Below are 23396 nucleotides of genomic sequence, written 5' to 3'. Positions count from 1 at the left end.
AAAACTATCGGTTGTCTGCTTGCGGCAGGTTTATGTATTTTAAGATAAAATAAGCACCAAACAGCTGGTCTCTGTTTGGTGCCCACGTTAGATTCCACAAAGAAATAGTCTGAAATACCCCTGGAATACCCTTCCAGATACAAACTTTCGCAAGAGCGTTCTTACTTCACCTTATAAAACTTCGCTCCAAAAAGGAAAATCACTGCGTAACAGATAATTGGCAGGTAGTACGCATTGGCTACATCTTTTTCCGCGGCCATACCCATCAAAAATGGAAATACTGCACCACCGGCTACGCCCATTGAAATAAAGGAAGCTCCCTGTTGCGTATGCGATCCCAGATTTTTCAAACCCAGACTAAAAATGGTTGGGAACATGATGCTGAAGAAGAAATTCAGCATGAGCAGGGCAATGAAAGAAGGCCAGCCCAAACTTTGCGTAATGATGAGGCACATCAGAATATTAGCCCCGGCAAAGATGGCCAGCAGGGTATGGGGAGCTACAAACCGCATCAGGAACGTACCGACAAAACGTCCGACTAACATCAGTCCCATAAACAGCACCATGTAGTTGCCTGCGACTGCGTCTGAGAAGCCCATTTTCTCATGACCGTAATTGATGAAAAATGCCCAGGTTCCTCCCTGTGCAGCCACATTAAACGTCTGGGCAATTACTGCCCAGACGAAGTGCGTATGTTGAAAAAGAGTTTTTCCTGGCTCTACGTCGACATTCGCTGCGTCGGGATCGGCTACTGCGGCATGAGGATCTGTTAAAGCAGGGACTTTTACGAAAGAGAAAAGAATGGCAATGGTTGCAATAACACTACCGATGGCAATATATAAGGTCTTCACAGACGTTAGGTCGGTGCTTCCTTCGGTATTGTTGCGTAAAAGAAAATAAGACCCGATGGCTGGTCCGATGATGGCTCCTAAGGCGTTGAACGCCTGTGCGAAATTGATTCGCTGGTCGCTGGTACGCTGGTCGCCAAGGGAGGCTACAAATGGGTGAGCAACCGTTTCGAGGGTAGACAGGCCACAACCGAGAATGAAAAGAGCAATCCCAAAATAAGTAAAGGAAACAGCTGCTGCAGCAGGCACAAACAAAAACGCGCCCGTGGCAAACAGCCCAAGCCCTAGTAATACACCGTTTTTGTAGCCAAACCGCTTCATGAACAAGCCAGCCGGAATGCCCATTACGAAATAAGCGCCAAAAATAGCAAACTGGACAAAAGCCGATTGCGTTTTAGTGAGGCTCAAAACGTGCTGAAAATGTTTGTTCAAGACATCGCCCATGGTAATGGCGATACCCCAAAACATGAAAAGAGAGGTAACAAAAACGAGGGTGACGAGGTATTTGTTTTCGGTAAAACTAGCTGGCGTCGATTTGCCAGGTGCGGTTGTTGCCTGCATGAGTTAAGGTTAATTAATAGCGGTTTGGGAATACAAGTGTTCGGGTCCTTCGTTGATAAATACGCACGTCCACGGTTGTAAAGTCGTTGCCTGCGCTAAATTACCCTTATTAGGTTTAATTTGCACTTTTTGGTATGTTCTTAAACCGAATTGTAGACATTGCTTCTAGCCACATTCTTTATACTTGTGGATATACCATATATGCAATATCGAAGACGACTGTCTATTGAGTTAAGATACAATGACTTTTCTTTTTTGCTACTCTGCCAAAATACTATACAGTTCTCTATTGATAAAGTAATGATGGCCACCTACTGTTTTGCGCTCTACAACGCCTACGTCTACTAATTTATTCAGATAATCCCGAGCCGTATTCTCTGAGTAAGTTCGATCTTCAGTTAGATGCCGAACCCGAGTTACGGGCTGTGTAAAGATTTTCTGAGTGAGTTGATCGGGCCGACTAATGCCTTTCTGGCTGGTAATTACTGATAATACGGCATCACGAGCAGCGATGATATGATTGATCTTTTCATAGGTCAAACCAGCTGTTTCTTCTACTGCTCTAAGCATATACAGTAGCCACCCCTGCCAATCGCCCCGTTGTGAAACCCCAGCCAGCGCGTTGTAATAAGCTTCTTTATGTTCGACTATATAGCGACTTAGGTACAGAATGGGGTAATCCAGTAATCCTTTCTGGGTTAGGTAATGGATGTTGAATAGACGCCCGGTTCGACCATTCCCATCCCGAAATGGGTGGATAGCCTCAAACTGAAAGTGGCCAATTGCCATCTTTAGTAAAGGATCAATCCGATACGTTTTATCGTCATTCTGGAAGGTAACTAAGTTGGCTAGTTTTGCCTCCAGCACGCCTTGACCTCGTGGGGGAGTATAAACGGGTTTACCTGCGTTTAAACCACTACCTCCCTGCCGAATATACACGGAAGAGAAAGCGGGTCGAAAGCCTTCGCCCGATTGTTTGATTTCCTGAAAAGTCTGGATAAAGTAATCTAATGTAAAGCCATCCTGACTCTTGAGATAGTGATAACCTTTCCATAACGCTTATCGGTAGCGAAGCACCTCTTTCGTCGGCTCCGTGGCCTGTTCTGTTGTGCTTTCGCTAAAAGCCCGGTATAATTCATCATCTGTCGTGAATATATTTTCAATAGCGCTAGAGGCTTTTGCCTCCTGTAGGCTAATCGAATTAATCAGTAAGCCTTGGTTTGGGATGGCCACGCTGCGTCCCTGCAAACGGCCAAGAGCTTCCTTTGCATACCCCAATTGTTCGTAAATAGCAACAGTGCGATATAAATCTGGATGAATTGGAAGCTCCGGCAATCTATTCCAGGGTACATTCCGATCAGGATTGATTATATAAAGCGGCTTGGGAGGCATTAAAAAAGGCTGTTTTTAAGGTTTAGTTGTAAATGTAACTTAAAAATAAGGTCTTCCAGGCCACTAAACCTTAAAATATTGACATTTTAAGGTTTAGTGGCCTGGAAGACCTTATTAGCAGCTTAAGCTAACCACAGTTTTCAACGAAGGTATTCTGGATGCATACAATGGGGGAAAATTGCATTGAAATGTGGCAACATGCTTAACTAATTGATGATGGGCATTTATCCATAATGTGAAATTCAGGGAAATAAACTTACTCCTTGATTAACCGCATAAAATCAAAAAAGTAAGGGAGTACAGTATATTGCCGATTACGCACAAATTCTACGCTCATGGCTTCATACAGTAAAGAGAGATCAAAATTACCATCATAACGATGCTTATGTATCTTATACAAATGAAAGGCATTTTTTTGCGGTTTTGTACGATTAAAAGCATCAGGACTGCCTACAAAATAAATATCATCTGTCAAATTATGCCACAGGTATTGATGATATACTAAGTCTTTTCCATACCGCTTCTGCTCACCAATAGTGTCAAAATCGTATAGGATTACTTCGTCTAAACGCTCAATCTCCAAGCATAGATTCGGACCAATGATGAAAGCAGCTTTATCAAAATCTCCCTTTTTATCTTTCGTATATTTATTGTTGCAGTACACTTCCAAATCAGCTAATGAAATATTGAGAGGTTCCAGCAATTTATTACCGCCTTGAGAAGAAACTGTTAAATCAATAAACTCAAACTTGCCATTACGACTATGCATCAGCATTCTATGCTTGTCATCTTCATTAAACTGAAAATTGTACACAAATACCAAATCTTTAGCTATCGATCCGAATTCAGGAAAACAAGGTAAATTATAGCGCTTATCATACACTGGCCATTCCTGAGCCAGAAAATATTTCTTAAATAACTCGCTAAATACCACTTGAAGGCGGTGTTTATAGTCAGCATGACTGAATTTCCATTGTTCTTTTGCTTCATTTTCCTTCTCTTTACCCTCAGGCTTAATGAGCTGACAGGTTAAAGGGGCGTATGTCAAATAGCGCTGAACATCAGTAAAGTCATTAACCGAATTTGGATTGACGTTTAGCGTATGCTTTGGTAAGTTTGGGTATTTTTGATAAAAGGCTTTTTTAGCATCCGAGCGATTAAAGCGTGATAATAGACCTGTTGGCAATCCGTCCGTACCAGCTTTAAGTTCATACGCTTCTTTTGCACAATCATATAATACTATTGTTGGAATATCTTTATTAAGCTCAGTTTCGTTGACGAGGTTAAATGAGTATTTGAATGTACGAGGGTCTTTAGACTTTTGCCTTTTATTATAACTATCTTCTAAAAATGAAGCCGCTTGATTCATGAACGAGACATATTTTTCAGCATCAACATCCTTTTTATTTTCACGAATGTCTATCAAATTTATATTGTTCAATAGATCTAACCGTAAATCAGAATGCTTAATCTGGGGTCTATACTGTTGAAATAACCCACTTTTAACACTTGCCGATAATCCCCACGCATTCAGAAATTCGACAAATAAATTCTGGAACTGGTGGAGGATTGGCATTCGACTTTCAAAAGGATGATATGCGTCAAACCAAGCCATATCTGCTCGTGGAGCTGTTTTGCCAGAAGCTTGAAGTTTTCTTCGAATAGGAGTGGTTAGCTCGACATAGCCTTGACTAGTGTAGGCTTTTACACTTCCACGTTTGATCTGTCGGAGATATTTTAAGTCGCCACTATCGGTTACTAACTCGTAATAGTAGCGGTAGGCAATATCCTCATCTTTCTCATTTTGAAATCCCTGGTAATATTCTAAAAAGCAAGTTGCCTCAAACGTAATAGCATACTCCTTATTCGGATCATTGTCTCTATTATGCTTGTAGTCATCCTTTAGTCCGAGTTCTAAAGCAACAATATGCGGTGTTTTTTTCTTGATAAGGACTTTTTTGCCGAAAACAAAAAATTTCCCTTGACACATTAGATGCTGACGGTCGTAGTCAAAATGAAATTTTGCAAGCATCAACTTCATTAATAGGTGTAGTTGGGAGTATCCGCCTGGCGTTAGTTGGTAGGCTATATTGGCGACTGCATCAGTCGAAAGAATTGTTGGCTTAATAGATTCATTCTTTAGGAAAGGAATTGTAAGAGCTGGTGCCTGGTCTTTGCGATCAAACATAACCAGTAAGGTTAAGTTTGGACTATTATAATAATAAGGCCTCTCCAACTGCTCTTTGAAAAGGTTCTGCAACATAGCGTAAGCTTTATCTGTGTACTTTAAGCGGCCTAGCTCATTTCGAAAAACTACCCCATTTTCAAACAAAGCGTTTGGGTCGGGAATCGTATAGCGTACGATTTGATAGTGATTGAGCAATTGGGATAAATCAAAAAGGTCGGTGTGTAATACAATGTGATTTGTGCGGATAGCTGTCATTGATTAATTAGTTAAGGTGTTTTGTAAGTCGGTAATAAACTGTCTAAAACCATTGCAATAGTGTTCGTAACGATTTTGGCCGTCACGATTAAGAACGCCTTGTACAATAACATATCGGGCACGATCGAAACTAGTTTCCTGCCAGTTTTGATCAAAATAATGTAGTAGACGTTCGCTATGGCCAATGAAGTTGATAAAGATTAACTTGCACCGGTTCGTTTTATGATATCGCTGGAGTAAATGCCATTTTCGCTGTGCATTGGCCTGAAAATGAGATTGACTTAACTTAAAGCGTGGATTTACAAGGGGATCATCTGATTCAAGCTCAAACTGCTGAAGTGTTGCCTCGCTGTAGTTTTTGCAATCCACGTAAAACGGCACGTTTCGAAGCTTTAAATCTGCTATTTCAAATAACGAGTCAGTAATTTCCTCAAAAATGTTATCCCCTAATTCATGGGCTAATAGCACACGAATTGCTTCCTCACCTATCACTCCTGACAGAATAGCTTGCCAGAAATAGGGCGTAAAAAAGTACTCTCTATTTAAAAATTCCATTGGAAATCCTTGGCGATTGAAATGCTTCCGTAACAGGTCGTTGCCGATTACTGGATAATACAGCGAATTTATTTCCCATTCGATAAAGTCATTACTCCACAGATGGTATGGAATAACTTGGCTATTCTTGTCATAAAACAAGCGTCCTTTATAGAAATACTTACTTTGAAACGTACCGCTGAATCGTTCTAAAAGCTTGTGGGAAAAATCTTGTTTCAGAGCTACCTGACGTAGGTTCTCCCAAACATCACGAGCATCATTAAATGCCGAATTCCCAACTCGAAACTGTTCTAGATTGAATCGTACAAATTGCTGTAAACTTGTTCGGCACCTACTTTCCTGATTGCCAAGTGTTGTCTCAATGACGTTGGCAATTTCATAATGTATCTGCTCTTTCGATGCTTCTATATATTTGAGTAAAAGTCGAACGTTATTTGAACAATGTTTGCGCAGATTGATAAGCGCTTCAGCAAATCGATCTTCGCCAACAAACTGTGCAAACACCTTATATACGTCACGGTCAAGCCTAATAGTCTGATCTGCCATTTGAGACCAAACTCGCTCGATACGCCCAATGGCTTGCACGAACACGGCTAGTTGATTTAAGATACCATCCTCAGTTGATTTGTACGTCTCATTTAGGAAGTTGCCGCGTCTTATATTGTCTAAATAGCTTTTGATTTCGCGTTCACTAATAGCTCCAGCATGAAATAATTTAGCTAGATTGTATGCGTTACGCTTGATGATTGAATTATTTTCCTGAGGCAGTTGGTCAGGATTTGTATCACTAAAGTAAAAATGTGGACTATCAAGCAGATGAATATTTTTGAAGTCCTTTAACGCACTAGGACCAGCAGTTTTGCTATCTAAATCAGGATAGTATTGCGGGTTAATACCATTACCTGCCGAAGCATACTGTGTTATGACGATGACTGGCTTTTGTTCCCAAAACAATTTTTCGTAATTGTTTTCTTCAATCTTGTTAAGCGTCCGGCCGAGTGCCGAATCGTAAAATACAACTATAAACGACTGGTCGTATAGCGTTAGCTCATAGTAAGAAAATCGCTCCGTCTCTTTATTCGGTAGTTCTTTAATTGAGTAGACTAGGTGCCGTTCTCTTCGCTCATCAGGTATTGATAACTGTCGGGTAGCCTGGTTCTTAAAGAGAAATTGAATATGCTTGTACGTATGATAAAATAAGAGGTGCGAGTCCTTGGCTAACCCACCAGGATCATCTCTTCGTAATGTGTCTTTTATCCATAATAATGTAGAAAAGAAATGTTTTAATCGTTTTAGGCGGTATGCACGTGTATTGCCTTTATCGAAGATGGCTTCGTTAGTTTCAGCTACATTGTCTAAAAACTTGGCTATTGAATGATCATTAGATAGTTCCTCCGCCAATGCCAGGCCGATTCTGTTTTTCCTCCCCTCATTATACGTCGATCCATTTTGTTTGGCATCATTCGCTTTTCGGATGGTATCTTCGTCTTCATTTGTAAACGGGAAGACAACCAATCCATCTTGTTGGCGGAGATAACGTTCAACATCAAAGTTCCGAAGAAGCCGATCAATGTCAGCTGTAGCCGATAAACCAAATACCAGATTATGCTTTATCAGACTACGTAAGATTCGCTCAGGAGTTAAATAGACTGCCAAATGCCGAAATGCCACTTCCTCCCTATCACTTTCAGCACTAACATTTTTCTGTATCTCATATAAGCTCAACCCATTCTGATGAAGTTTATCGTAATCAGTAGGAGCAGAAAGACGAGTTGGTGGCTGCTGATGAATCGTGTTCAGCATATTAATAGCTGATGAATAGAATAAGTCTCCAAAGCATTGTCGCACCAGTTCTGGATAAAGGCTTGGATACTTTAAGCTAACTTCTTTAAGTAAACGAAGAACATCAATAGCCGCTGAACGTACTGTCTGAAATAAATGAAAAGCAGATTTTGATTGCTCTGTTCGCTCACTGTGAAGATTAAATGAGTTGGCCCGTCGTCGCTCATCCAAATAGATTGGTTTAGCCACAATACTTATACTGGTTTGAAAAATCGACTTGCCTCGAATAGCTCTATCAGTACAAATGAAATGATTGATCTGGGGGAAATTGATTTGTTGATTTACAGGAGCAGTCTGGTCTGCCAGTTTGTCCACTTTTTTGATAATCTGGCGTATTCGATAACGAATAGAAATGGATTGTTTGACTCCTAAAATATTCTTATCTTCAGAAGAATGCTCTACTTTTATTGTACGTTTAAACTCTCCTTTCTCCTCTTTTTGCCAAATCACTTGTCGATCTTTGCCTCTATTAACAACAATCTGGCTAATTTCTCCACGGGGTCTTTCCCGGATAAGTTCTATACTCTCATCTTCGCTATGTCGCTTATATAACGTGCGACGACGAAGTATGCGGTCTTGTAAATATTTTGTGACGGGTAATTTATTGCGCCTTAAGCGACTGTAGAATGACTCGACAAAATCAAATGGATTAGCAATTTCATTATCTGCACAGATTAAATTGGCAAGATCCGTTTCCAGGAAATCAAATTCATCCAAAAAGAGCACATATTTTCCCGAATTATTTTCGGCACTAAGGTTTTCCAGATTCACTATTCGTTTTCCGTCAAAAAAACCATGAAATGCTTTCTGAACTGTTATGAGAAGTAACTTATGAGATGAGCCATTCTTGTCTTTCCCATATTTAAAACGAATAAAGGGGAATAACTCTCCAATCATTTCTAATTGAACTAGTTGCGAAAAGTGCTCCTGACATAAACTAATTTGTTCTTTGTTCTTCGGCCGCTGCTGTTTAGCAAGTGTTTCAACCTGACGTATCTGATAGAAGACTAATTTAACTGCACGAAGAATGTATCCAACCCGACGGGCAATAACTTCATCATTCGGGTTATTTCGAACATATTCAGGCTCCTTTATTAGATAATCAGTGTACTGACGTAACAGTGGCAGATTAATTTGACCCGGTTTCTCGTCATTAATTTGCTCAAGATAAATGGTTACAATAGGATGATTGAAGAACTGGAGTAAATAAATCTCCTCTTTAAGAAGAACATCTATTAGATTTTCAGCGTCACGCTTAAGATATATAGCCGATGGGACTGATTTTAACATTTCATCGAGTAACTGGACTCGATTTGTTACATACATAAATTGACGAGGATCGTCGACAGGATGTTGTTGGATAACTTCCTTTATACCAGTAGTCTTGCCAAGACCAGTGCCGCCAAGTACTAATTTTAATCCTACAACTGGTTCACTAGTAGTAGAATATATAACGCGTTGATAGTAATCGTAGAAATAAGACATAAGTGTGGATTAAGCTTATGAAGGTGAACATTCATAATGTCCCAAGTCATTCGATGGGCCCAATTGTATGCAAACCTAGTAGCCTTAAACGTAACCTATTTATGTCCTTCTTTTTATTGAATTGGATCTGGTGTGTATTTTAAGCATTTTTGATGCCGAACGAATAAAAGATTTGTTAGTGCATGAAGATGATTACCGGGATAAGGTCAAGAAAAAACTCACTTTAGCCGATGTGACGACTACCTCGCTATCAGCCCAGTATTGAAAAAATACCTCAAAACTTAAGCGCAATCAACGCCGGAGCAAAGGCCGCTAAAGTCGTAAAGCCTGCTACTTGGCGATAGGGGCGGATTTCGGAATGTTGGGCTACCTGACTTGCCAAAATATTGGTCGCAATGAAGCCGGTTAAGTGAATAATCGATAAATACTTGTGTAGCTTGACCCCACTTCTGACTTTCTGATCAGCTATTAGTTTAGGTGGAGCAGTTAGCGAAAGTAAGGCCGTTGTACCATAAGCAATGTTGGTGATTGTGGTTACGGTTTGCTGAGCGTTGAGTAGCTGATTGTACTCGTTCCCTGAGGCTTTAGTTAATTTAAGTTCCAGAATACCCTGCGCCACAAAACCCGCCAGCGTGGCATAACCCGTAACCTTGTGGGACAAGAGCATGAACTGACGTATTTTAACTTCTTTCCGCCGTCCTTCTAGGGTAAGTGGGGAAACATTAAGAACCCGAAGTAACCCGTTCGGTCCCCAGAATACCCGCTGTGTCAGGAGCATTTTATGAGGTAAAAGTAACGAATCTGCTGAGGTGATTACGCGTTGATTATCAATGGATGTAGCCGTAGGAAAGGGGTGCAGGACATACGACGTGTCCTGAGCGTGAACTTGTAGACCAACACACATCAGAAGAATAACGAAAAGTTTTGCCATGAGCGAAAGACGAAGTTTTAACGGAGAATGAGTTAGTGAAACATGAGCACACAAGTGCTGGTCATTGCCCTCTGTACGAGCGAATTTTCGGCTTGGTTGCGTCCTGGTGTCGATTTAGCCCATAATCGGCCGGATGAGCGTCCTTATTTATACCAAGTCAGATTGGATTTTGCCCAGCAAATGGCGACGTTTGCCCCGTTTCTTTTCAATAATTATCTCTTCCCATGAACGATTCGAAACTTAGTGAACTCTTCCCAACCAGTACAGACCAGATTCCTGCCGAGTACCGTATCGAACCCATTCACCAGCGTGAGTATTTACTCGACGGTGAAATGCGCCCGTGGAACGGTCCTGTCTCGGAGGTATATTCTCCCGTTTGCCTGCCTGACGCTGATGGTACGTTGCAACGCCAGCTTGTCGGTAGTTTTCCCGTAACAGGTCCAACGGAAGCTGTTGAGGCTCTGAACGCTGCGGTAGCGGCTTACGATAATGGCCGTGGTGAGTGGCCCCAGATGTCGGTGGCCGATCGTATTCGTTGCATGGAAACCTTCATTGGGAAAATGCTGGAGCAGCGAACACTGGTCATCAACCTGATCATGTGGGAGATCGGTAAGAACCTTGCCGATGCTACCAAAGAGTTCGACCGTACGGTGAAATATATTTACGATACGATCGATACGCTCAAAAATATGGACCGTAATTCGTCGCGGTTTCGGATTGAAGAGGGGATTATTGGACAAATCCGCCGGTCGCCGTTAGGCGTTGTACTAGCTATGGGACCGTTTAACTATCCGCTCAATGAGACGTATACAACGTTGATTCCGGCCATTCTGATGGGGAATACGATCTTGTTCAAGACGCCTAAACATGGATCGTTACTGCATTATCCGCTGTTGGAGGCATTCCGAACCAGTTTTCCAAAGGGCGTTGTCAATTCGCTTTACGGGCGGGGTGCCAATGTGATTCCACCAGTTATGCAGTCTGGAAAAGTAAACGTCCTGACGCTTATTGGCTCTAGCCGTGTAGCCGATGAATTACAACGGCAGCACCCGAAACTCAACCGGCTTCGGTCAATTATGAGTCTCGATGCGAAAAATGCCGCTATCATTTTACCCGATGCCGACCTAAACATAGCCGTGCAGGAATGCTTACTGGGCACGCTGTCGTTTAATGGGCAGCGTTGTACAGCTATCAAAATCATCTGGGCGCATCGGTCTATTGCCGACAAGTTTTTGGCGCAGTTTAGCCCGGAAGTCAGTAAGCTCAAACCCGGTATGCCCTGGGATGCCAAGGTGCAGATTACCCCGCTTCCTGAGCCGACTAAACCACAGTATCTGGCCGATATTATTGCCGATGCAGCAGCGGGTGGGGCTTCAATTGTGAATGACGGTGGCGGTGAAACAACAGCCTCCCTGTTCAAGCCAGCGGTCGTTTATCCTGTTAAAGAAGGTATGCGACTTTATCGGGAAGAGCAATTTGGCCCCGTTATTCCGGTGGTTGTCTACGACGATGTTGAAGAATTTATCGACTACCTGATTACGGATGATCATGGGATGCAGGCGAGTATTTTTGGCACCGATACGGCTGCAATTTCCCGGCTCATCGACCCATTAGTGAACCTCGTTAGCCGCGTTAATATCAATGCCCAGTGTCAGCGCGGACCCGATACGTTCCCCTTCACGGGCCGTAAAGATTCGGCAGAAGGAACCCTTTCTGTTGAGGATGCACTGCGCTCATTCTCAATCCGTTCGGCGGTAGCTACAAAAGATACGGCTACTAATAAGGAGATTCTAAATGAGATTGTAGGGAATCATCAGTCGACGTTTTTAAGTACGAATTTTATATTTTAGTGTAGCCTGGACGTCTACGTCCGGGTAGTATTTATACCCGGACGTAGACGTCCAGGCTACGTTCACCATGCTCACTGCCACTAAACTAGTAAAAGCGTATAACTCGGTTCAGGCCGTTCGAAATGTATCCATTACGCTCGAACCGGGGCAGATAATGGCCCTGGTTGGGGCCAGTGGATCGGGCAAAAGTACACTATTGAATCTGTTAGCAGGCTTAGCCGATGCCGATACCGGCGAGGTTCGACTTAACGACGAACGGGTGCCAGGACCGTCTGAGGTATTAGTGCCGGGTCATAAAGACATTCGGTTGGTCCACCAGGAATATCAACTAATGCCGAATGTATCGGTGCGGGAAAACATTGCCTATGCATTACGCTTTTTCGAGAAAAGCTATCGGGACTTCCGGGTTAATGAACTCTTAAAGCTGTGTCGCCTGACAGACGTTCAGGATCGGATACCACGTCAGGTATCGGGTGGTGAAAAACAGCGTACGGCTATTGCTCGTGCTATTGCTGACAAACCGGCGATACTATTGCTCGATGAACCGTTTAGCCATCTCGATTTACCCAACCGATTAATCGTGCGTGACTTGCTGTTCGATCTGGTTCGACATGAGCAGACCGGGTCGCGCTCTACATCCTGTCTGTTTGTTACGCATGATGCCTCCGACGCGCTTTCTATTGCCGATACGCTTGGCATTTTGCGCGATGGAAAGCTAATCCAGTTGGGGGCTCCGGTAGATATATATCATCGGCCTGTTACGGCCTACGCTGCCCGAATGACGGGCTTGGTCAATATTGTTAAAGCGAAGTACCTGCCCTTACTGGGTTTGCCAGAATCTGATGTGCCCGAATCCTTGATTTGCATTCGCCCTGAACAGCTTAAACTGGATGATTCGGGAACATCAGTTACGGTTCGGGCAGTGTATTTCAAAGGGAGCCACTATGAGTTGGATGTGGAGGCTTCTCGCTACGTATCCCTTCGCTTGCTAACCACTCGTACTGATATACAAGTTGGTCAGGTTGTACGAATAGGGTTGCGGGATAACGAATTGTGGCGTTTGAAAGGGTGAACGCTGATATTGCTACCGAAGAAGCTCCGGGTAAAAACCCGGAGCAAACTACAGAATGGATCAAATACGCCGGGTTTTTACCTGGTGAGAATGGAAAATAAAGAAAGGCATTTGGTCAATTCCTTATCTTGACTTTAGCTTTTAAGAAGAAGCCCGCTGGGGTTTTTGTACGTAGATTTGGGTCGCCAAACTTAAGTCTATATGCCTCAACTACCCAGCGAGTTTACGCTCATGTTTAGCTCCTGCTAATGGGGACAATGCTAACCCCTGGCAAGCGAACCATTAGCTCAGCGTTACGGATCGTTGGAAAAAGCCTTTCATAAATACCATCGCCTATTAAGTGAGGTTGGGGCAATCACATTAAAGCGTGAGGCATTTATCGCGATGCGGTTTGATGCAGTGACAGCCATTTTATTAAATGTAGCGGCCTATGCTGGACGTGTGTGATGATCTTGACAAAAGTTGGTTGAGCTAACCGAGTTTGGGCGTTCCCTTTTCTGACGACCTTGGCTCCATCCGAACGCTATCATTTGGGTAAGGCTTGGTCCCACAAAACGTTGACCGATTGGACACGCCAGTTGCTGTTGCAACTGAAACGATGGCTACGTCAACTGATTGCGGTTGGGGATAGCAGCTATGCCGTTAGTGACTTACTTAATGCCTTACAAGGTCGAGTAAGTTTGAGTAGCCAACTGTGTTTGGACGCGGCTCTATATGAACCCTCACCTGTTTGGGCAGGTAGGCCGTAAGCGACTCAAAAGGAAACGATTAGCAACGCTGGCTCAGTTAGCTGGGGTCGGGGCTTTAAACTGGCAATGGCTAGAGGTGATCGACTGGCATGACAGCCAACCCCAGCGAGTCGAATACGCTACGGGTACAGCCGTGTGCGGGGCAGCCCGTGCCGTATCATTCCGGTAACCCGCCGGTGTCCATCCGGTGGGTTGTGGTGCGTCTGGAGGGTAAGCTAACCTTGAGAAATCAGATAGTTGGGTCGTCCCAACTACCTGATTTAAGCGTATTCATGAAAAGCAGGAACATAGTAAAAAGATTTTTTCACTTTCCATGAATGCCATTGAGATACTAAGAGATAGATAACTTATTTAGAAGATTGGGGGTGGCTAAAAGCAGAAAGCTTTACTTGATTGGACAGTAGACGCAGTATTAATTCCTATTTGACTGATATCTCATGTTTTTGCGTTTTTACACGAAGCCTGGTAACAATCAGAAAGAAAGAACTTTCCTAAACATGTAGATTTAATCGATTGACTAATCTGCTGACAAAATTGGCGCGAGTACCAACAGATTTCAATACCCCAAATGGGGTATTTTTCGGTCTTACGCTGCCTAGTAGGCAGGCAAATTTTTTGTGGAAAATTGTGGCTGGGCATTGACTCAGTCAATGGACCGATGCTTTATAGATTGTGACTCGTCGCGAACTTGATCAAGTCGGCAAGGTGGCTGATACCCAGTTTATAATAGATGTTTTTTCGGTGAGTTTTAACGGTCTGTTCAGCCAGGTACAGTTTACGAGCTACATCAGCATTTGTCAGGCCCTGGCAGAGCAGCGGAATAATTTCGATCTCCCGTTTGGTCAGGCTAAATTGTTTGAAAAAATCATCTTCTTGATGCTGAACGGCCAGCAGATTTTGCAGACTTGGATCGAAATACACTCCGCCCGCTAAAACAATGGCGAGACCTTCCAGCAGGCTTGTTTTGCGGATGTTTTTCAGCATATAGCCAGCTACACCGATTGCCTGAGCCTCTTCAACAAATTTTACCGAGCCATACATGGTGAGAAACACAATGCGAAGACTTGGATTCTCCTTGACCAACTGCTGAGCTATATCTAACCCATTGCGACCAGGCATGTTGATATCTAGCAAAAGTACCTGGGGCCTTAGTTCATGGACAGCAGCCAGTACCTCATCCCCTGAGTAAACCTGACCAATAATCTGGTAAGGGATCTCTGGTGCGGTTAGCAAATTGGCGAGCGCATCGTTGAACAAATAATGATCATCTGCAATGAGAATAGTTGGTAACACCTGCGTAGTCATCGGAAGGTTAGTTATCGATCAAAAGGTGTTATAAAGGCATGGACAGGGTTGTCGTTGTACTACCAGTTCGGGAGTCGATCTGCAAGCTGGCATTCAGAAATTTCGCTCTCGACTTAATGTTACGTAGACCAATTCCCATCTTTAGCTCGTTTCCTTCAAGAGTATAGCCAATGCCATCGTCTTCCATAATCATCATCAACTGATCGGGGTAATAGAGAAGCTGTAAGGTAGCCTGTTGAGCGTGTGCATGTTTAGCCACATTGTTGAGTAGTTCTAAGGCAATCCGATATAAAGTCAGCTCAACATCTGAAGCCAAAGGGTGCTCTGTTCCAAAAATAATCAGTTCAATAGGCATGGCCGCTCGTTGACTGATTCGTTGAACAGCTTCCTCCAGCGCGGCCCGTAATCCTAACCGATCAAATTCAGGCGGCATCAGATTGTGAGAAATTGTTCGAATGTCGTCAATAACATGATCCAGTAGATGGAGCAATCGCTGCGTATTATCGTGCCGATGCTCTAGTTCATACCGGACTGCAGATAGCGTTGCCCCCAAATCATCGTGTAAATCAGCAGCCAGACGTTGCCGTTCTTCTTCCTGAGCAGTTAACACCGTCCGCATCATTCCCTGCTGACGTTTCAATTTCCACTTGATATACACCCAGGCAAGACCAGCCAGTAAACCGAGGATACAAACAAACAAAAGCATCCGAAACCAAAAACTCTGCCAGATAGCGGGCTGAATAAGGAAGGTGATCGACACTGGCCTGAAGCTTACGGTTCGGTTCTGGTCTACTGCCCTTATGCTTAATGTATACGTGTCGGGATCAAGATCCGTAAATTCTTTGACGCGTTTTTGATTCAATGAATGCCAGGTTGAATCAGGCTGCTGTTTACTGTAAAAATAGTATTCATAGGTTAAAGTCTGGTTCTTGATAAACGTGGGGGCAATAAACTCAAGGCCAATATTATTTTGGCTATGCGAGAGTTCGTAGCGGTTTCGGATTGGCATGGATCGACCATTGATCACTAACAGGCTGATGCGCACAGGTAAAACGGGAGCCGACGATCGGGTAGGTAGGTTTTCATCCGATAAACTAATTTTTGATACCCCTTTGTTGGTACCCACATACAGCGTATCCAGTTGCTCGTAAACGCTGTGTACTTCCTGAGAGGGTAACCCGTTTTTCAGGGATAGCTTGGTAAAGCTGTACCTGAAAGGCTGGTGGTGGGTCGTTTGAACGAGTAATACACCTTGATTGGTCGCTGCGTAGACTCGATCGGTGACGGAGGAATAGTGAATATCTTTGATGGTCAAACCCAGGGTTTGACTAATCGGCGTTTCGTTTCCATCCGACAGTCGGATCAACCCATCCCCATCTGTACTAACCCACAGAGCATCATGACGATCAGTACTCAAATCGTATACAGGGCCACGTAAAGCGAACTTAGTCGGTAAGTTGATGACTGACTCACTCAACTGATCCATTGCCCGTTGAACACGATAGGCCTGAAGCCCAGTCGCCAAGCCTGTCCACAGGATTTTTTTTCGGTTTATGGCCAATGAGAAGGTGCGTCGGGTACTCAGAAGGGGCAGAACCTGGTAATGATTGTTGACCAGCGTTAATTGATACACACGGTACGTGGTAGCGATATATAACCCATTTTCGTTCATCGGGCAAAAATCCTTAAGCGACTTCCACCGGAATAAGTACGCTTTGTCGGGATGAAGCGTAGCCAGGAACGTATCTCTTTTTGCTTTTGTATGATCCAGCTCCTGCAGATCGATTGGCCGATTGTTTACCCGCGAAATGGGAACAATAGCATGATAGATATTATCCCAGCAAATCAAGACATGGTGTGGCCCCAAACTGGTAATACGATTAACTTTTGCCGGATAAATCGGATTTAGCGCCAACCGATGAACGCCCTGTTTATCCTGCCAATAAATTTCACCATTCACCGTACCAAACCACATTCGTCCGGAAGCGTCCGTTGTAATGACGCTCACGGATTTCTCCTGAAGCTCAACAATATTCATGACAGCAAGTGCCTTCTGGGTAATCATTAATAAGCCCTGATCTTTTGTGGCAATCCACAAATTACCCTCTCGATCAATGAGCAAACTATTGATGGCCAGGTGCTCTATAAAATCATATATATGCAGTCGATTTAGGTTTTGATCGATGACGAAATGTCCTTTTTGTGTCACGACTAAAATTAGTCCACTCTCACCAATCCGACTCAGACGAACCAGTTTTTCGTCCTGACTCTTTGCCAATTCACTCATTGGTTTGGTGCGAGAGGTGCGACCATTGTAGAGGGTTATCGACTGTTCTTTCCCGAAAACGGTTTGGTTGGGGTATAACAGAACCGTCCGAACATACCGGCTCTGCTCTTTCCATTTATCAGGTAATAAGGCGGGCGAGGTTCTCGCAAAAAAATCGATGTTTTCGTATAAGGACTGAACCACAAAATCATCCGCATATTTACCTAAAATTGGTACCTGACGAATTAAGTCGGCCTTGTTGATTTGCGAAGCTTTTGTAGGCGTCGACGTTTGATTCTCTGATCTTAGCGCCAGATGAGTGCCTTCACTCAAAATCGCAAATGTTCCTTTTTCTCGTCCATCAATGATCCCCCAGGTAAGTTCGTTGGAATAAAAAGGATTAGGGATGGAATGTACTTTTCGTTTAGTCAAATCATAATAAGCAAAAGCGGATGAGTAGCTCATAAACCAAATTCGCCGTCGGCTATCCTCCATGATCCCCCAGGTATCATTATAAGGGAGTCCTTCACGCGTTGTAAATCGGTCAAATCGCTGGCTATCAAAACGAACAACACCCTGATCGGTACAAACCCAAATTAGGCCTTCACTATCTTGAAAAACACGGTAAACAAATGAACTGGGTAAGCCGTCATCCACCGAATAGCGATGACTATACGTTGGTTGAGCCTTTAGCTTGGGTGACAGTACTACTAGAAAAGTTATCAATACCAATGATAGTACGTTCAAAGCCTTCGTGCGATCTATTCCCAAAGAGACAGATAGTTTACTCATGATTTTGACGCGCTTGAAAATGGTGTATCGTCAGCTAAAAATGAACAAATGTGGTCAGGCCATTCCTATTATGAAATGAGAAGAGTTTTGCCGCTCTGCTTTTGCTAAAAAATATGATTTTTCAGGTAATTCAGTAGCGATAACTGTTTAGTTTGTCGTCATTTAGCTAAAAGATGATCTTAGTCGCTACAACAAACACCGGTCGACAGTATATAGTGACTCTGACAGAAATATAAGGCTTTGTTACACGAATGCAAAAAGAGCGAGCCTGTTATTCAGCCATTTATTTTCTCATACTAGGTAGCTGCTAATTAACCTGAATTAGACAGTTAATCATCATATCGTACACCGCTAAAAATGGAACAATACAGACTGAATTTTAGAGCATTGAACGGTTATCCAAGCTCGTGCGACATTACGATTTACCGCGACAATCAACTCGTAATTGCTTCGGAAATAGGGGAGGGGATGAGATGAGCCGGTCCGTCGGTGCGGTGACTAATGCAGCCGATGTGATTGCTACGGAAGTGGTGAAGCGATACGGGCTGAGTCCTGAACGTATGCTATTTGTTGATCGGACTGCCGACGCGGCATTACTCCGAAGAACAGCGCCCTAAACCGCACGGAGAAAGTTACGATTTGGTCACGTTTAGTTAGGACGGCAATCAGGCCCGAAACCCGGACTGGCGACATTTGCCCATCACTGAATTTAACGTAAGCTTTAGCGTTTTGCGTCGTATAGATCTAACCGGCCTGGAGAAGTTCACACACTTCAGCCGCTTTATGTTTGAGCAGGATTAAGGCCTGCTCCTTCTCTTCATAACTGACTGATTCACTGAACTGTTTATACTCCTCATTGATGGCTGACTGCATGAGGGTAAATGCTTTCGAATACGGCTCACTCTCCCCAGCAACGGAACCTGTTAAATCGATAACCAGGGATTGAATGTGCCTGAACTTATATAGTACTACGTCTTCATTGTCAACTTTTAGCGGCATAAGCGCAGTCGTTTCAGCAATGATTTTCTGTTTAATCAGTTCGGTATCCATAGTCAGACGAGGCTTTTGGTGTAATGAAGAGTAAGCCCTACTGGATTAACCCAAAGTACACCGTAAAGTTTAGCCAGACGTTACGAACACGAATAAGGCAGTAACCAGCTAATGAGGCAGAAGCTAGTTCGTTACATAAACTGTTCTAGCGCTAGTAGTTCCTAAACGGGAAAACTAGTGTGCTTCCTTAAGCAGGTGGTCTGAAGGTACACCATTGGGCATATATATTCGTGACAGGAAAAGCTACTCAGATGGACTTCTCAACGGAAACCCAATGGACAGTCGATGGTTTCGCCATTGTGGAACAAACTCGTGCAGGGGTTCGACGAGCGAAAGTCGACGAACTAGCCTGTCCCGTTGGCCTGACCGATCGGGAGATGACCCGTATTCTGAATATCTCTGAACGGACGCTACACCGACTTCGACCCGATGCGCACCTAGATTGTAATGCCTCCGAACGCTTACTGCTGTTGGAAGTATTGCTCAAACATAGGCTGGATGTTTTTGATGGTAGAGCCGATGTGCTGGGACGATGTTCAAACGATTCTCTGCTTGAACTTCGTCAGCAGGCCCCTGTTAAGCTTCTGGATACTGAGACTGTATTTAGCCTGGTACATACCGTGCTAGGTCGCATTAAACATGGCGTATACGCCTGATTTCTGGCAGGCCTCTTTCTTAATCTTCCTGGTACGTCTATCGCCTGATTAAAGAACGTTTTCTGTCTACACCACTTTCCGCTGAAGGCGCTCGTCGACTGGGTGGACGCTTTTTGGCAACAGGTAAATAGTCGCTGTAGGAACCAGGGCGTTTTCCTGTTCAGGATTGGGCATTTGTCCAAGAACGGGCGGGCTGGCAACCACCACTTTATAAGGCGTTGATTTATAATTTGCGGTAAGAAGCGAGACCTGGTGTTCAGTACCTGGTTGGAAGTAAGGCCCAAAGGCGGTATCAAAATCAATCCAGCAAGCGGGCGCTAATTGGGTAGTGGCCTGTTGAGTAGGACTCGTGTATAGTAACAAGTGAAGAAGTACTTCAGGATTTAATAAGGTAGCGTTGCTTTGTGGCCCGTCCATATAATATAGATTTGTTTTACTATATTGCAAATAAAATATATGGCAACCAAAAAAGTTACCTCTTTTAACGCTTTAGCCTCAAGCTTATGCCTCGCAACCAGCCTGAGCAACAGTCAAGCTAACACAAATGATAGGCCAACAAATTAAGATTTTAAGCCCGTGATACTGTACCATCCAGTAAGTAACTATATTCGCAGAACTATGGGAATTCATATTCCCCAATGGTGTGGATAGAAGCGGAAAGCAGACTGATAATATTAGTCTGCTTTTTTGTTTTCTACTATTGAACTAGCTCTTTATCAGGGTACTTATCGTTTGGCGGGTGTTTGCTGCGAATACAATACACTTCCCAATATCAAGCTGGATAACAAGGGCGCTTTCGCTACGAAAGGTACCTATCCTACCTTTACAGGAGCTGGTTTCGCGGACTCGCCAATTCTCATTCAGGGGCAACTCGCTCTCAGTAGCGCAACATTGACTATCAGCTATACGGTCAATGCTACTTTAGCAACTTACACACTTTAACCTGGGAAAAAGACGATGGCCTGTTTATGTGGTTGTGATTAACGCAGGGGTTCTGACTCTCTTGTGCAACGTAGAATCAAGGAAGTTAAACCAACGAGCATTATGAGCCTTTGTCTTACATTAAATGCAATGGCCACCTTTCTCAGAGGAACGAAACGCATTTGTCGTTGATCAACTTTATAAAATTACGTTGTCAACTTTTGCTTCCAGGATAAGCTGCACATTCTCGGGTACATTGGATAACAAATTATAGCCCGTCTGTTTCTCAATCGTATCTACCGAGACTCGGTAGCCTGACCACCCCCGTTCTCCGGCTGAATTAGTGTTGGGTATCAGAATAGCAATCACCCGCGTTTGTGTGTTGATCCGGCTCACATCGTCTGATCCGACTGGCAATATAACAATCACTTTCCAGAGAGCCGCCGGAACTGCCAGCTTGCCACTGGCAATCGTCGAAGCTTTACCAGTATCGCCTTCGCCACCTTTGCCCAAGGTTCCGGCAATGATGTACAGCTCATTTCCCTGAGTAACCAGATTCCGGCAATAGTTCTCTAACCGTAACCAACTTTGCCGGTTCAACTGAGGAGCCTGCGGTACGATATTGGTCAGTATGAACGTGGTCTTGTTCTCTTCGGCCGTGCTATCCCGATCATCTGATGGACATAGGTGGCCTCTGTCGAAACCGGTATTTGTATAGTCCGCATGGCGTGCCTGGTACCAGCCCGTGGGCAAGGATTGATCGGGAATGAAGTTCCCCGCATAGCGCGATGCCAAGCCTTTCCAGGCTGAACTTAAATGCCAGCTACACCAGTTCGCTATACCAGTTGCCTGGTTATAGGATAACGAATACGTTGATCGGGAAATCAAATAAGCGTTGGGGCTGGATTCTGACGTCCTGGCTCCATCGGGATTCCCCATCGTCATATTGTCATCACGGGTAGGGGTTGTATCAGCCGGAATGGGAACGGATGGCTGTTTACAGTGGTCGAGCGAAATAAGCAGTACCAGACCGACCAAAACACGAACTGTATGTTTAAGAACCACGGTTAAAAGGATTGTTCAGATAGACCGGAGAGTAATAAGATATAAATCTTGTTACTCATACAATCATTATAAGAACAGTTCTTTTCGGGAATGGTTACCAACGTAGACTCCCTGATCGGTTATAGTACCTTTTTTATAAGATTGCTACAGTGAAATTGTTTGCTCAATCTCGGGTTAGTTAAGTAGAAGATCGGCTGGCTGATGAAACTGACAACTACCAGTTAAATGAATATAGCGCACGAAAATGCACCAGCTTGAACGTATCATTTCTGGTGGTCAAACGGATCAGATCACGTAGCAGGACCTCACCTGCATGTTGGGATCCGTTGACATGTCGCTTGTATTAATCCCGGCTTTTATTGATTGGTCCGTCAGATATAAAACAAGTCAACTAAACAGACAATTGTAAAATCACGAAGAGCGCTTCGGGGAGACAGATTGAATTTAGTCAGGTGAATCTATTTAGTAAGCTCGTTTCTATAAACTCACACAACATGGAATCCATTTATGACTGGTTGCTTCACAACATCGGCAATGAAGGCAATTATCTGACCATTTTGAATGTCGAACGCCATCAAACGGAAGGCGACGTAGATAGACTGGATGTGATGGCCAGGACCCAAGATTTTAACGTTCTTAATCTGTTAATTGAAGAAGGTTCCCTAACCAATGAGTCGTCAGCGTTCAAGGAGAGAGTCCTAAAAGAGTCCTTTTCGATTTCAGACACCGATCAGGTAATCACGTATTTGTCGACGGGTAAATTAGGGTATTCACCAATTAATTCGGGATCACCTGCTTTTCATTTATTCGTATTGGAGCCCGCAGGCGAATCCGGCTCAATCAGCTTTCCACCCAACCAGTGACAAATTTTATCAACGAATTTATTGACTATAATACAAGAAAAATATAATCCTCTGACTTAATTAGAGTGTAATAGTAATTTATTTCCCTAAACAGGAGCTTTTTTAAAAACATTTACTTTTTCCTACTGTTTTGTGATATAAATAAAATATATCTCAACAGTATGAAAATCGCAATTGAAAAAGGACAGGATAAAACACTATTGGCCGATGGTCGGCAGCAAGTAACTATTACCGATATTGAGGAGGGCACTAGCGAAAACAAGGGCATTCCATTTTTTGCCGTTCGGTTCGAGAATGAAGAAGGCTATGTATCGCACCGATTTTATCAGTCACAGGCAGGGATGCCTGCCATAATCAGTTTATTCGATCAGGTTGGTATTGAGGCAAAAGAAGGAAAGGAGCTGGATACGAAACAGCTGCTGGGTAAAGAGCTTACCATTGAAGTTGGCGAGCGTTCCTACACTGACCCCGAAACACATAACGAGCGAACCCTGAAACAGGCAATAAATTTTCTGGCCAGTTAAAGGCTATGTGCTGAATTGTTCCTGAAAGTCAAAAGCCTCTATCGCTAGTAGAGGCATTTGACTTTCTAGCTATTAAGTGAGGAAGCTCAACAAAGTTGTTTACCAGTTCAGCCGGTTTACTACCTCAGTATGGCATTGAATTAGTGGCCAAATCGGTGATGTACTTACCAAACGAAGTAGCCATAAGCAGAACTATAGGTAGCTTTTTAGTAGTCCTAACGATAAC

Annotated in this window: 20 protein-coding genes; 9 read left to right on the top strand and 11 right to left on the bottom strand. The window is 43.6% G+C overall.

Annotation, left to right across the window (positions count from 1 at the left end; genetic code table 11):
- Positions 1–161: 161 nt before the first annotated feature.
- The 6 genes from fucP to H3H32_RS18735 form a co-directional block, all read right to left on the bottom strand.
- Positions 162–1409, bottom strand: coding sequence for an L-fucose:H+ symporter permease (fucP, locus tag H3H32_RS18755; RefSeq protein WP_182464175.1), 1248 nt, complete (start codon positions 1407–1409; stop codon positions 162–164).
- A 258-nt stretch (positions 1410–1667) separates the two neighbouring features.
- Complete coding sequence (locus H3H32_RS37560; RefSeq protein WP_240543815.1) at positions 1668–2348, bottom strand: Fic family protein; 681 nt, start codon at positions 2346–2348, stop codon at positions 1668–1670.
- Between the two features lie 120 nt (positions 2349–2468).
- On the bottom strand, positions 2469–2801 hold the full coding sequence (locus H3H32_RS37555; protein ID WP_240543814.1) for a Fic/DOC family N-terminal domain-containing protein: 333 nt from the start codon (positions 2799–2801) through the stop codon (positions 2469–2471).
- A gap of 256 nt (positions 2802–3057) precedes the next feature.
- The gene (locus H3H32_RS18745) at positions 3058–5244 is read right to left on the bottom strand and encodes a hypothetical protein (RefSeq protein WP_182464174.1); all 2187 of its coding nucleotides are present in this window, start codon (positions 5242–5244) and stop codon (positions 3058–3060) included.
- A 3-nt stretch (positions 5245–5247) separates the two neighbouring features.
- On the bottom strand, positions 5248–9126 hold the full coding sequence (locus H3H32_RS18740) for a hypothetical protein (protein WP_182464173.1): 3879 nt from the start codon (positions 9124–9126) through the stop codon (positions 5248–5250).
- Between the two features lie 274 nt (positions 9127–9400).
- The gene (locus H3H32_RS18735) at positions 9401–10057 is read right to left on the bottom strand and encodes a hypothetical protein (RefSeq protein ID WP_182464172.1); all 657 of its coding nucleotides are present in this window, start codon (positions 10055–10057) and stop codon (positions 9401–9403) included.
- 42 nt (positions 10058–10099) lie between these two features.
- Between H3H32_RS18735 and H3H32_RS18730 the strand changes: the two genes are divergently transcribed.
- The 4 genes from H3H32_RS18730 to H3H32_RS18715 all read left to right on the top strand — a co-directional run bounded on the left by H3H32_RS18730 (position 10100) and on the right by H3H32_RS18715 (position 13897).
- Positions 10100–10285, top strand: a complete 186-nt coding sequence (locus H3H32_RS18730; protein ID WP_182464171.1) for a hypothetical protein — start codon at positions 10100–10102, stop codon at positions 10283–10285.
- Entirely contained in the window at positions 10282–11907 is a 1626-nt protein-coding gene (locus H3H32_RS18725; RefSeq protein WP_182464170.1) for an NADP-dependent glyceraldehyde-3-phosphate dehydrogenase, read from the top strand. The genes H3H32_RS18730 and H3H32_RS18725 overlap by 4 nt, the downstream gene beginning before the upstream one ends.
- A gap of 67 nt (positions 11908–11974) precedes the next feature.
- A complete protein-coding gene (locus H3H32_RS18720; RefSeq protein WP_182464169.1) occupies positions 11975–12979 on the top strand; it encodes an ABC transporter ATP-binding protein in 1005 nt (334 codons plus the stop codon).
- A 714-nt stretch (positions 12980–13693) separates the two neighbouring features.
- Positions 13694–13897, top strand: coding sequence for a hypothetical protein (locus H3H32_RS18715; RefSeq protein ID WP_182464168.1), 204 nt, complete (start codon positions 13694–13696; stop codon positions 13895–13897).
- 494 nt (positions 13898–14391) lie between these two features.
- Here H3H32_RS18715 and H3H32_RS18710 read toward each other — a convergent pair whose 3' ends face one another.
- Both H3H32_RS18710 and H3H32_RS18705 read right to left on the bottom strand, forming a co-directional pair.
- Positions 14392–15033 carry a response regulator gene (locus H3H32_RS18710; protein ID WP_182464167.1) on the bottom strand — a complete coding sequence of 214 codons (642 nt, stop codon included), beginning with the start codon at positions 15031–15033 and terminating at the stop codon, positions 14392–14394.
- A gap of 28 nt (positions 15034–15061) precedes the next feature.
- Positions 15062–18091, bottom strand: coding sequence for a sensor histidine kinase (locus H3H32_RS18705; RefSeq protein ID WP_182464166.1), 3030 nt, complete (start codon positions 18089–18091; stop codon positions 15062–15064).
- Positions 18092–18498: 407 nt separating this feature from the next.
- Between H3H32_RS18705 and H3H32_RS18700 the strand changes: the two genes are divergently transcribed.
- A complete protein-coding gene (locus H3H32_RS18700; protein WP_182464165.1) occupies positions 18499–18708 on the top strand; it encodes a hypothetical protein in 210 nt (69 codons plus the stop codon).
- A gap of 127 nt (positions 18709–18835) precedes the next feature.
- On the opposite strand, the gene H3H32_RS18695 is transcribed toward H3H32_RS18700, so the two are convergent.
- A complete protein-coding gene (locus H3H32_RS18695) occupies positions 18836–19141 on the bottom strand; it encodes a hypothetical protein (protein WP_182464164.1) in 306 nt (101 codons plus the stop codon).
- Between the two features lie 251 nt (positions 19142–19392).
- Between H3H32_RS18695 and H3H32_RS18690 the strand changes: the two genes are divergently transcribed.
- Positions 19393–19797 (top strand): antitoxin Xre-like helix-turn-helix domain-containing protein, encoded by a 405-nt coding sequence (locus tag H3H32_RS18690; protein WP_182464163.1) that lies wholly within the window; start codon positions 19393–19395, stop codon positions 19795–19797.
- Between the two features lie 66 nt (positions 19798–19863).
- Here H3H32_RS18690 and H3H32_RS18685 read toward each other — a convergent pair whose 3' ends face one another.
- Positions 19864–20214, bottom strand: coding sequence for a hypothetical protein (locus H3H32_RS18685; protein ID WP_182464162.1), 351 nt, complete (start codon positions 20212–20214; stop codon positions 19864–19866).
- Positions 20215–20484: 270 nt separating this feature from the next.
- On the opposite strand from H3H32_RS18685, the gene H3H32_RS18680 reads away from it, so the two are divergent.
- Entirely contained in the window at positions 20485–20739 is a 255-nt protein-coding gene (locus H3H32_RS18680; protein WP_182464161.1) for a hypothetical protein, read from the top strand.
- Positions 20740–20916: 177 nt separating this feature from the next.
- On the opposite strand, the gene H3H32_RS18675 is transcribed toward H3H32_RS18680, so the two are convergent.
- Positions 20917–21783, bottom strand: coding sequence for a DNA/RNA non-specific endonuclease (locus H3H32_RS18675; RefSeq protein WP_182464160.1), 867 nt, complete (start codon positions 21781–21783; stop codon positions 20917–20919).
- A gap of 494 nt (positions 21784–22277) precedes the next feature.
- Between H3H32_RS18675 and H3H32_RS18670 the strand changes: the two genes are divergently transcribed.
- Both H3H32_RS18670 and H3H32_RS18665 read left to right on the top strand, forming a co-directional pair.
- A complete protein-coding gene (locus H3H32_RS18670) occupies positions 22278–22646 on the top strand; it encodes a hypothetical protein (protein WP_182464159.1) in 369 nt (122 codons plus the stop codon).
- Positions 22647–22807: 161 nt separating this feature from the next.
- On the top strand, positions 22808–23170 hold the full coding sequence (locus tag H3H32_RS18665) for a hypothetical protein (RefSeq protein WP_182464158.1): 363 nt from the start codon (positions 22808–22810) through the stop codon (positions 23168–23170).
- Positions 23171–23396 lie beyond the last annotated feature (226 nt).

Origin of the sequence: Spirosoma foliorum, from assembly GCF_014117325.1 — a bacterium.
In the GTDB taxonomy this organism is placed as follows: domain Bacteria; phylum Bacteroidota; class Bacteroidia; order Cytophagales; family Spirosomataceae; genus Spirosoma; species Spirosoma foliorum.
This window is presented reverse-complemented; position numbering and strand designations above follow the sequence as displayed.

Coding starts and splice junctions, on each gene's coding strand:
- fucP (WP_182464175.1), bottom strand. CDS start 1,409: ATGCAGGCAACAACCGCACCTGGCAAATCGACGCCAGCTAGTTTTACC.
- H3H32_RS37555 (WP_240543814.1), bottom strand. CDS start 2,801: ATGCCTCCCAAGCCGCTTTATATAATCAATCCTGATCGGAATGTACCC.
- H3H32_RS18745 (WP_182464174.1), bottom strand. CDS start 5,244: ATGACAGCTATCCGCACAAATCACATTGTATTACACACCGACCTTTTT.
- H3H32_RS18740 (WP_182464173.1), bottom strand. CDS start 9,126: ATGTCTTATTTCTACGATTACTATCAACGCGTTATATATTCTACTACT.
- H3H32_RS18735 (WP_182464172.1), bottom strand. CDS start 10,057: ATGGCAAAACTTTTCGTTATTCTTCTGATGTGTGTTGGTCTACAAGTT.
- H3H32_RS18730 (WP_182464171.1), top strand. CDS start 10,100: ATGAGCACACAAGTGCTGGTCATTGCCCTCTGTACGAGCGAATTTTCG.
- H3H32_RS18725 (WP_182464170.1), top strand. CDS start 10,282: ATGAACGATTCGAAACTTAGTGAACTCTTCCCAACCAGTACAGACCAG.
- H3H32_RS18720 (WP_182464169.1), top strand. CDS start 11,975: ATGCTCACTGCCACTAAACTAGTAAAAGCGTATAACTCGGTTCAGGCC.
- H3H32_RS18715 (WP_182464168.1), top strand. CDS start 13,694: ATGAACCCTCACCTGTTTGGGCAGGTAGGCCGTAAGCGACTCAAAAGG.
- H3H32_RS18710 (WP_182464167.1), bottom strand. CDS start 15,033: ATGACTACGCAGGTGTTACCAACTATTCTCATTGCAGATGATCATTAT.
- H3H32_RS18705 (WP_182464166.1), bottom strand. CDS start 18,091: ATGAGTAAACTATCTGTCTCTTTGGGAATAGATCGCACGAAGGCTTTG.
- H3H32_RS18695 (WP_182464164.1), bottom strand. CDS start 19,141: ATGGATACCGAACTGATTAAACAGAAAATCATTGCTGAAACGACTGCG.
- H3H32_RS18690 (WP_182464163.1), top strand. CDS start 19,393: ATGGACTTCTCAACGGAAACCCAATGGACAGTCGATGGTTTCGCCATT.
- H3H32_RS18685 (WP_182464162.1), bottom strand. CDS start 20,214: ATGGACGGGCCACAAAGCAACGCTACCTTATTAAATCCTGAAGTACTT.
- H3H32_RS18670 (WP_182464159.1), top strand. CDS start 22,278: ATGGAATCCATTTATGACTGGTTGCTTCACAACATCGGCAATGAAGGC.
- H3H32_RS18665 (WP_182464158.1), top strand. CDS start 22,808: ATGAAAATCGCAATTGAAAAAGGACAGGATAAAACACTATTGGCCGAT.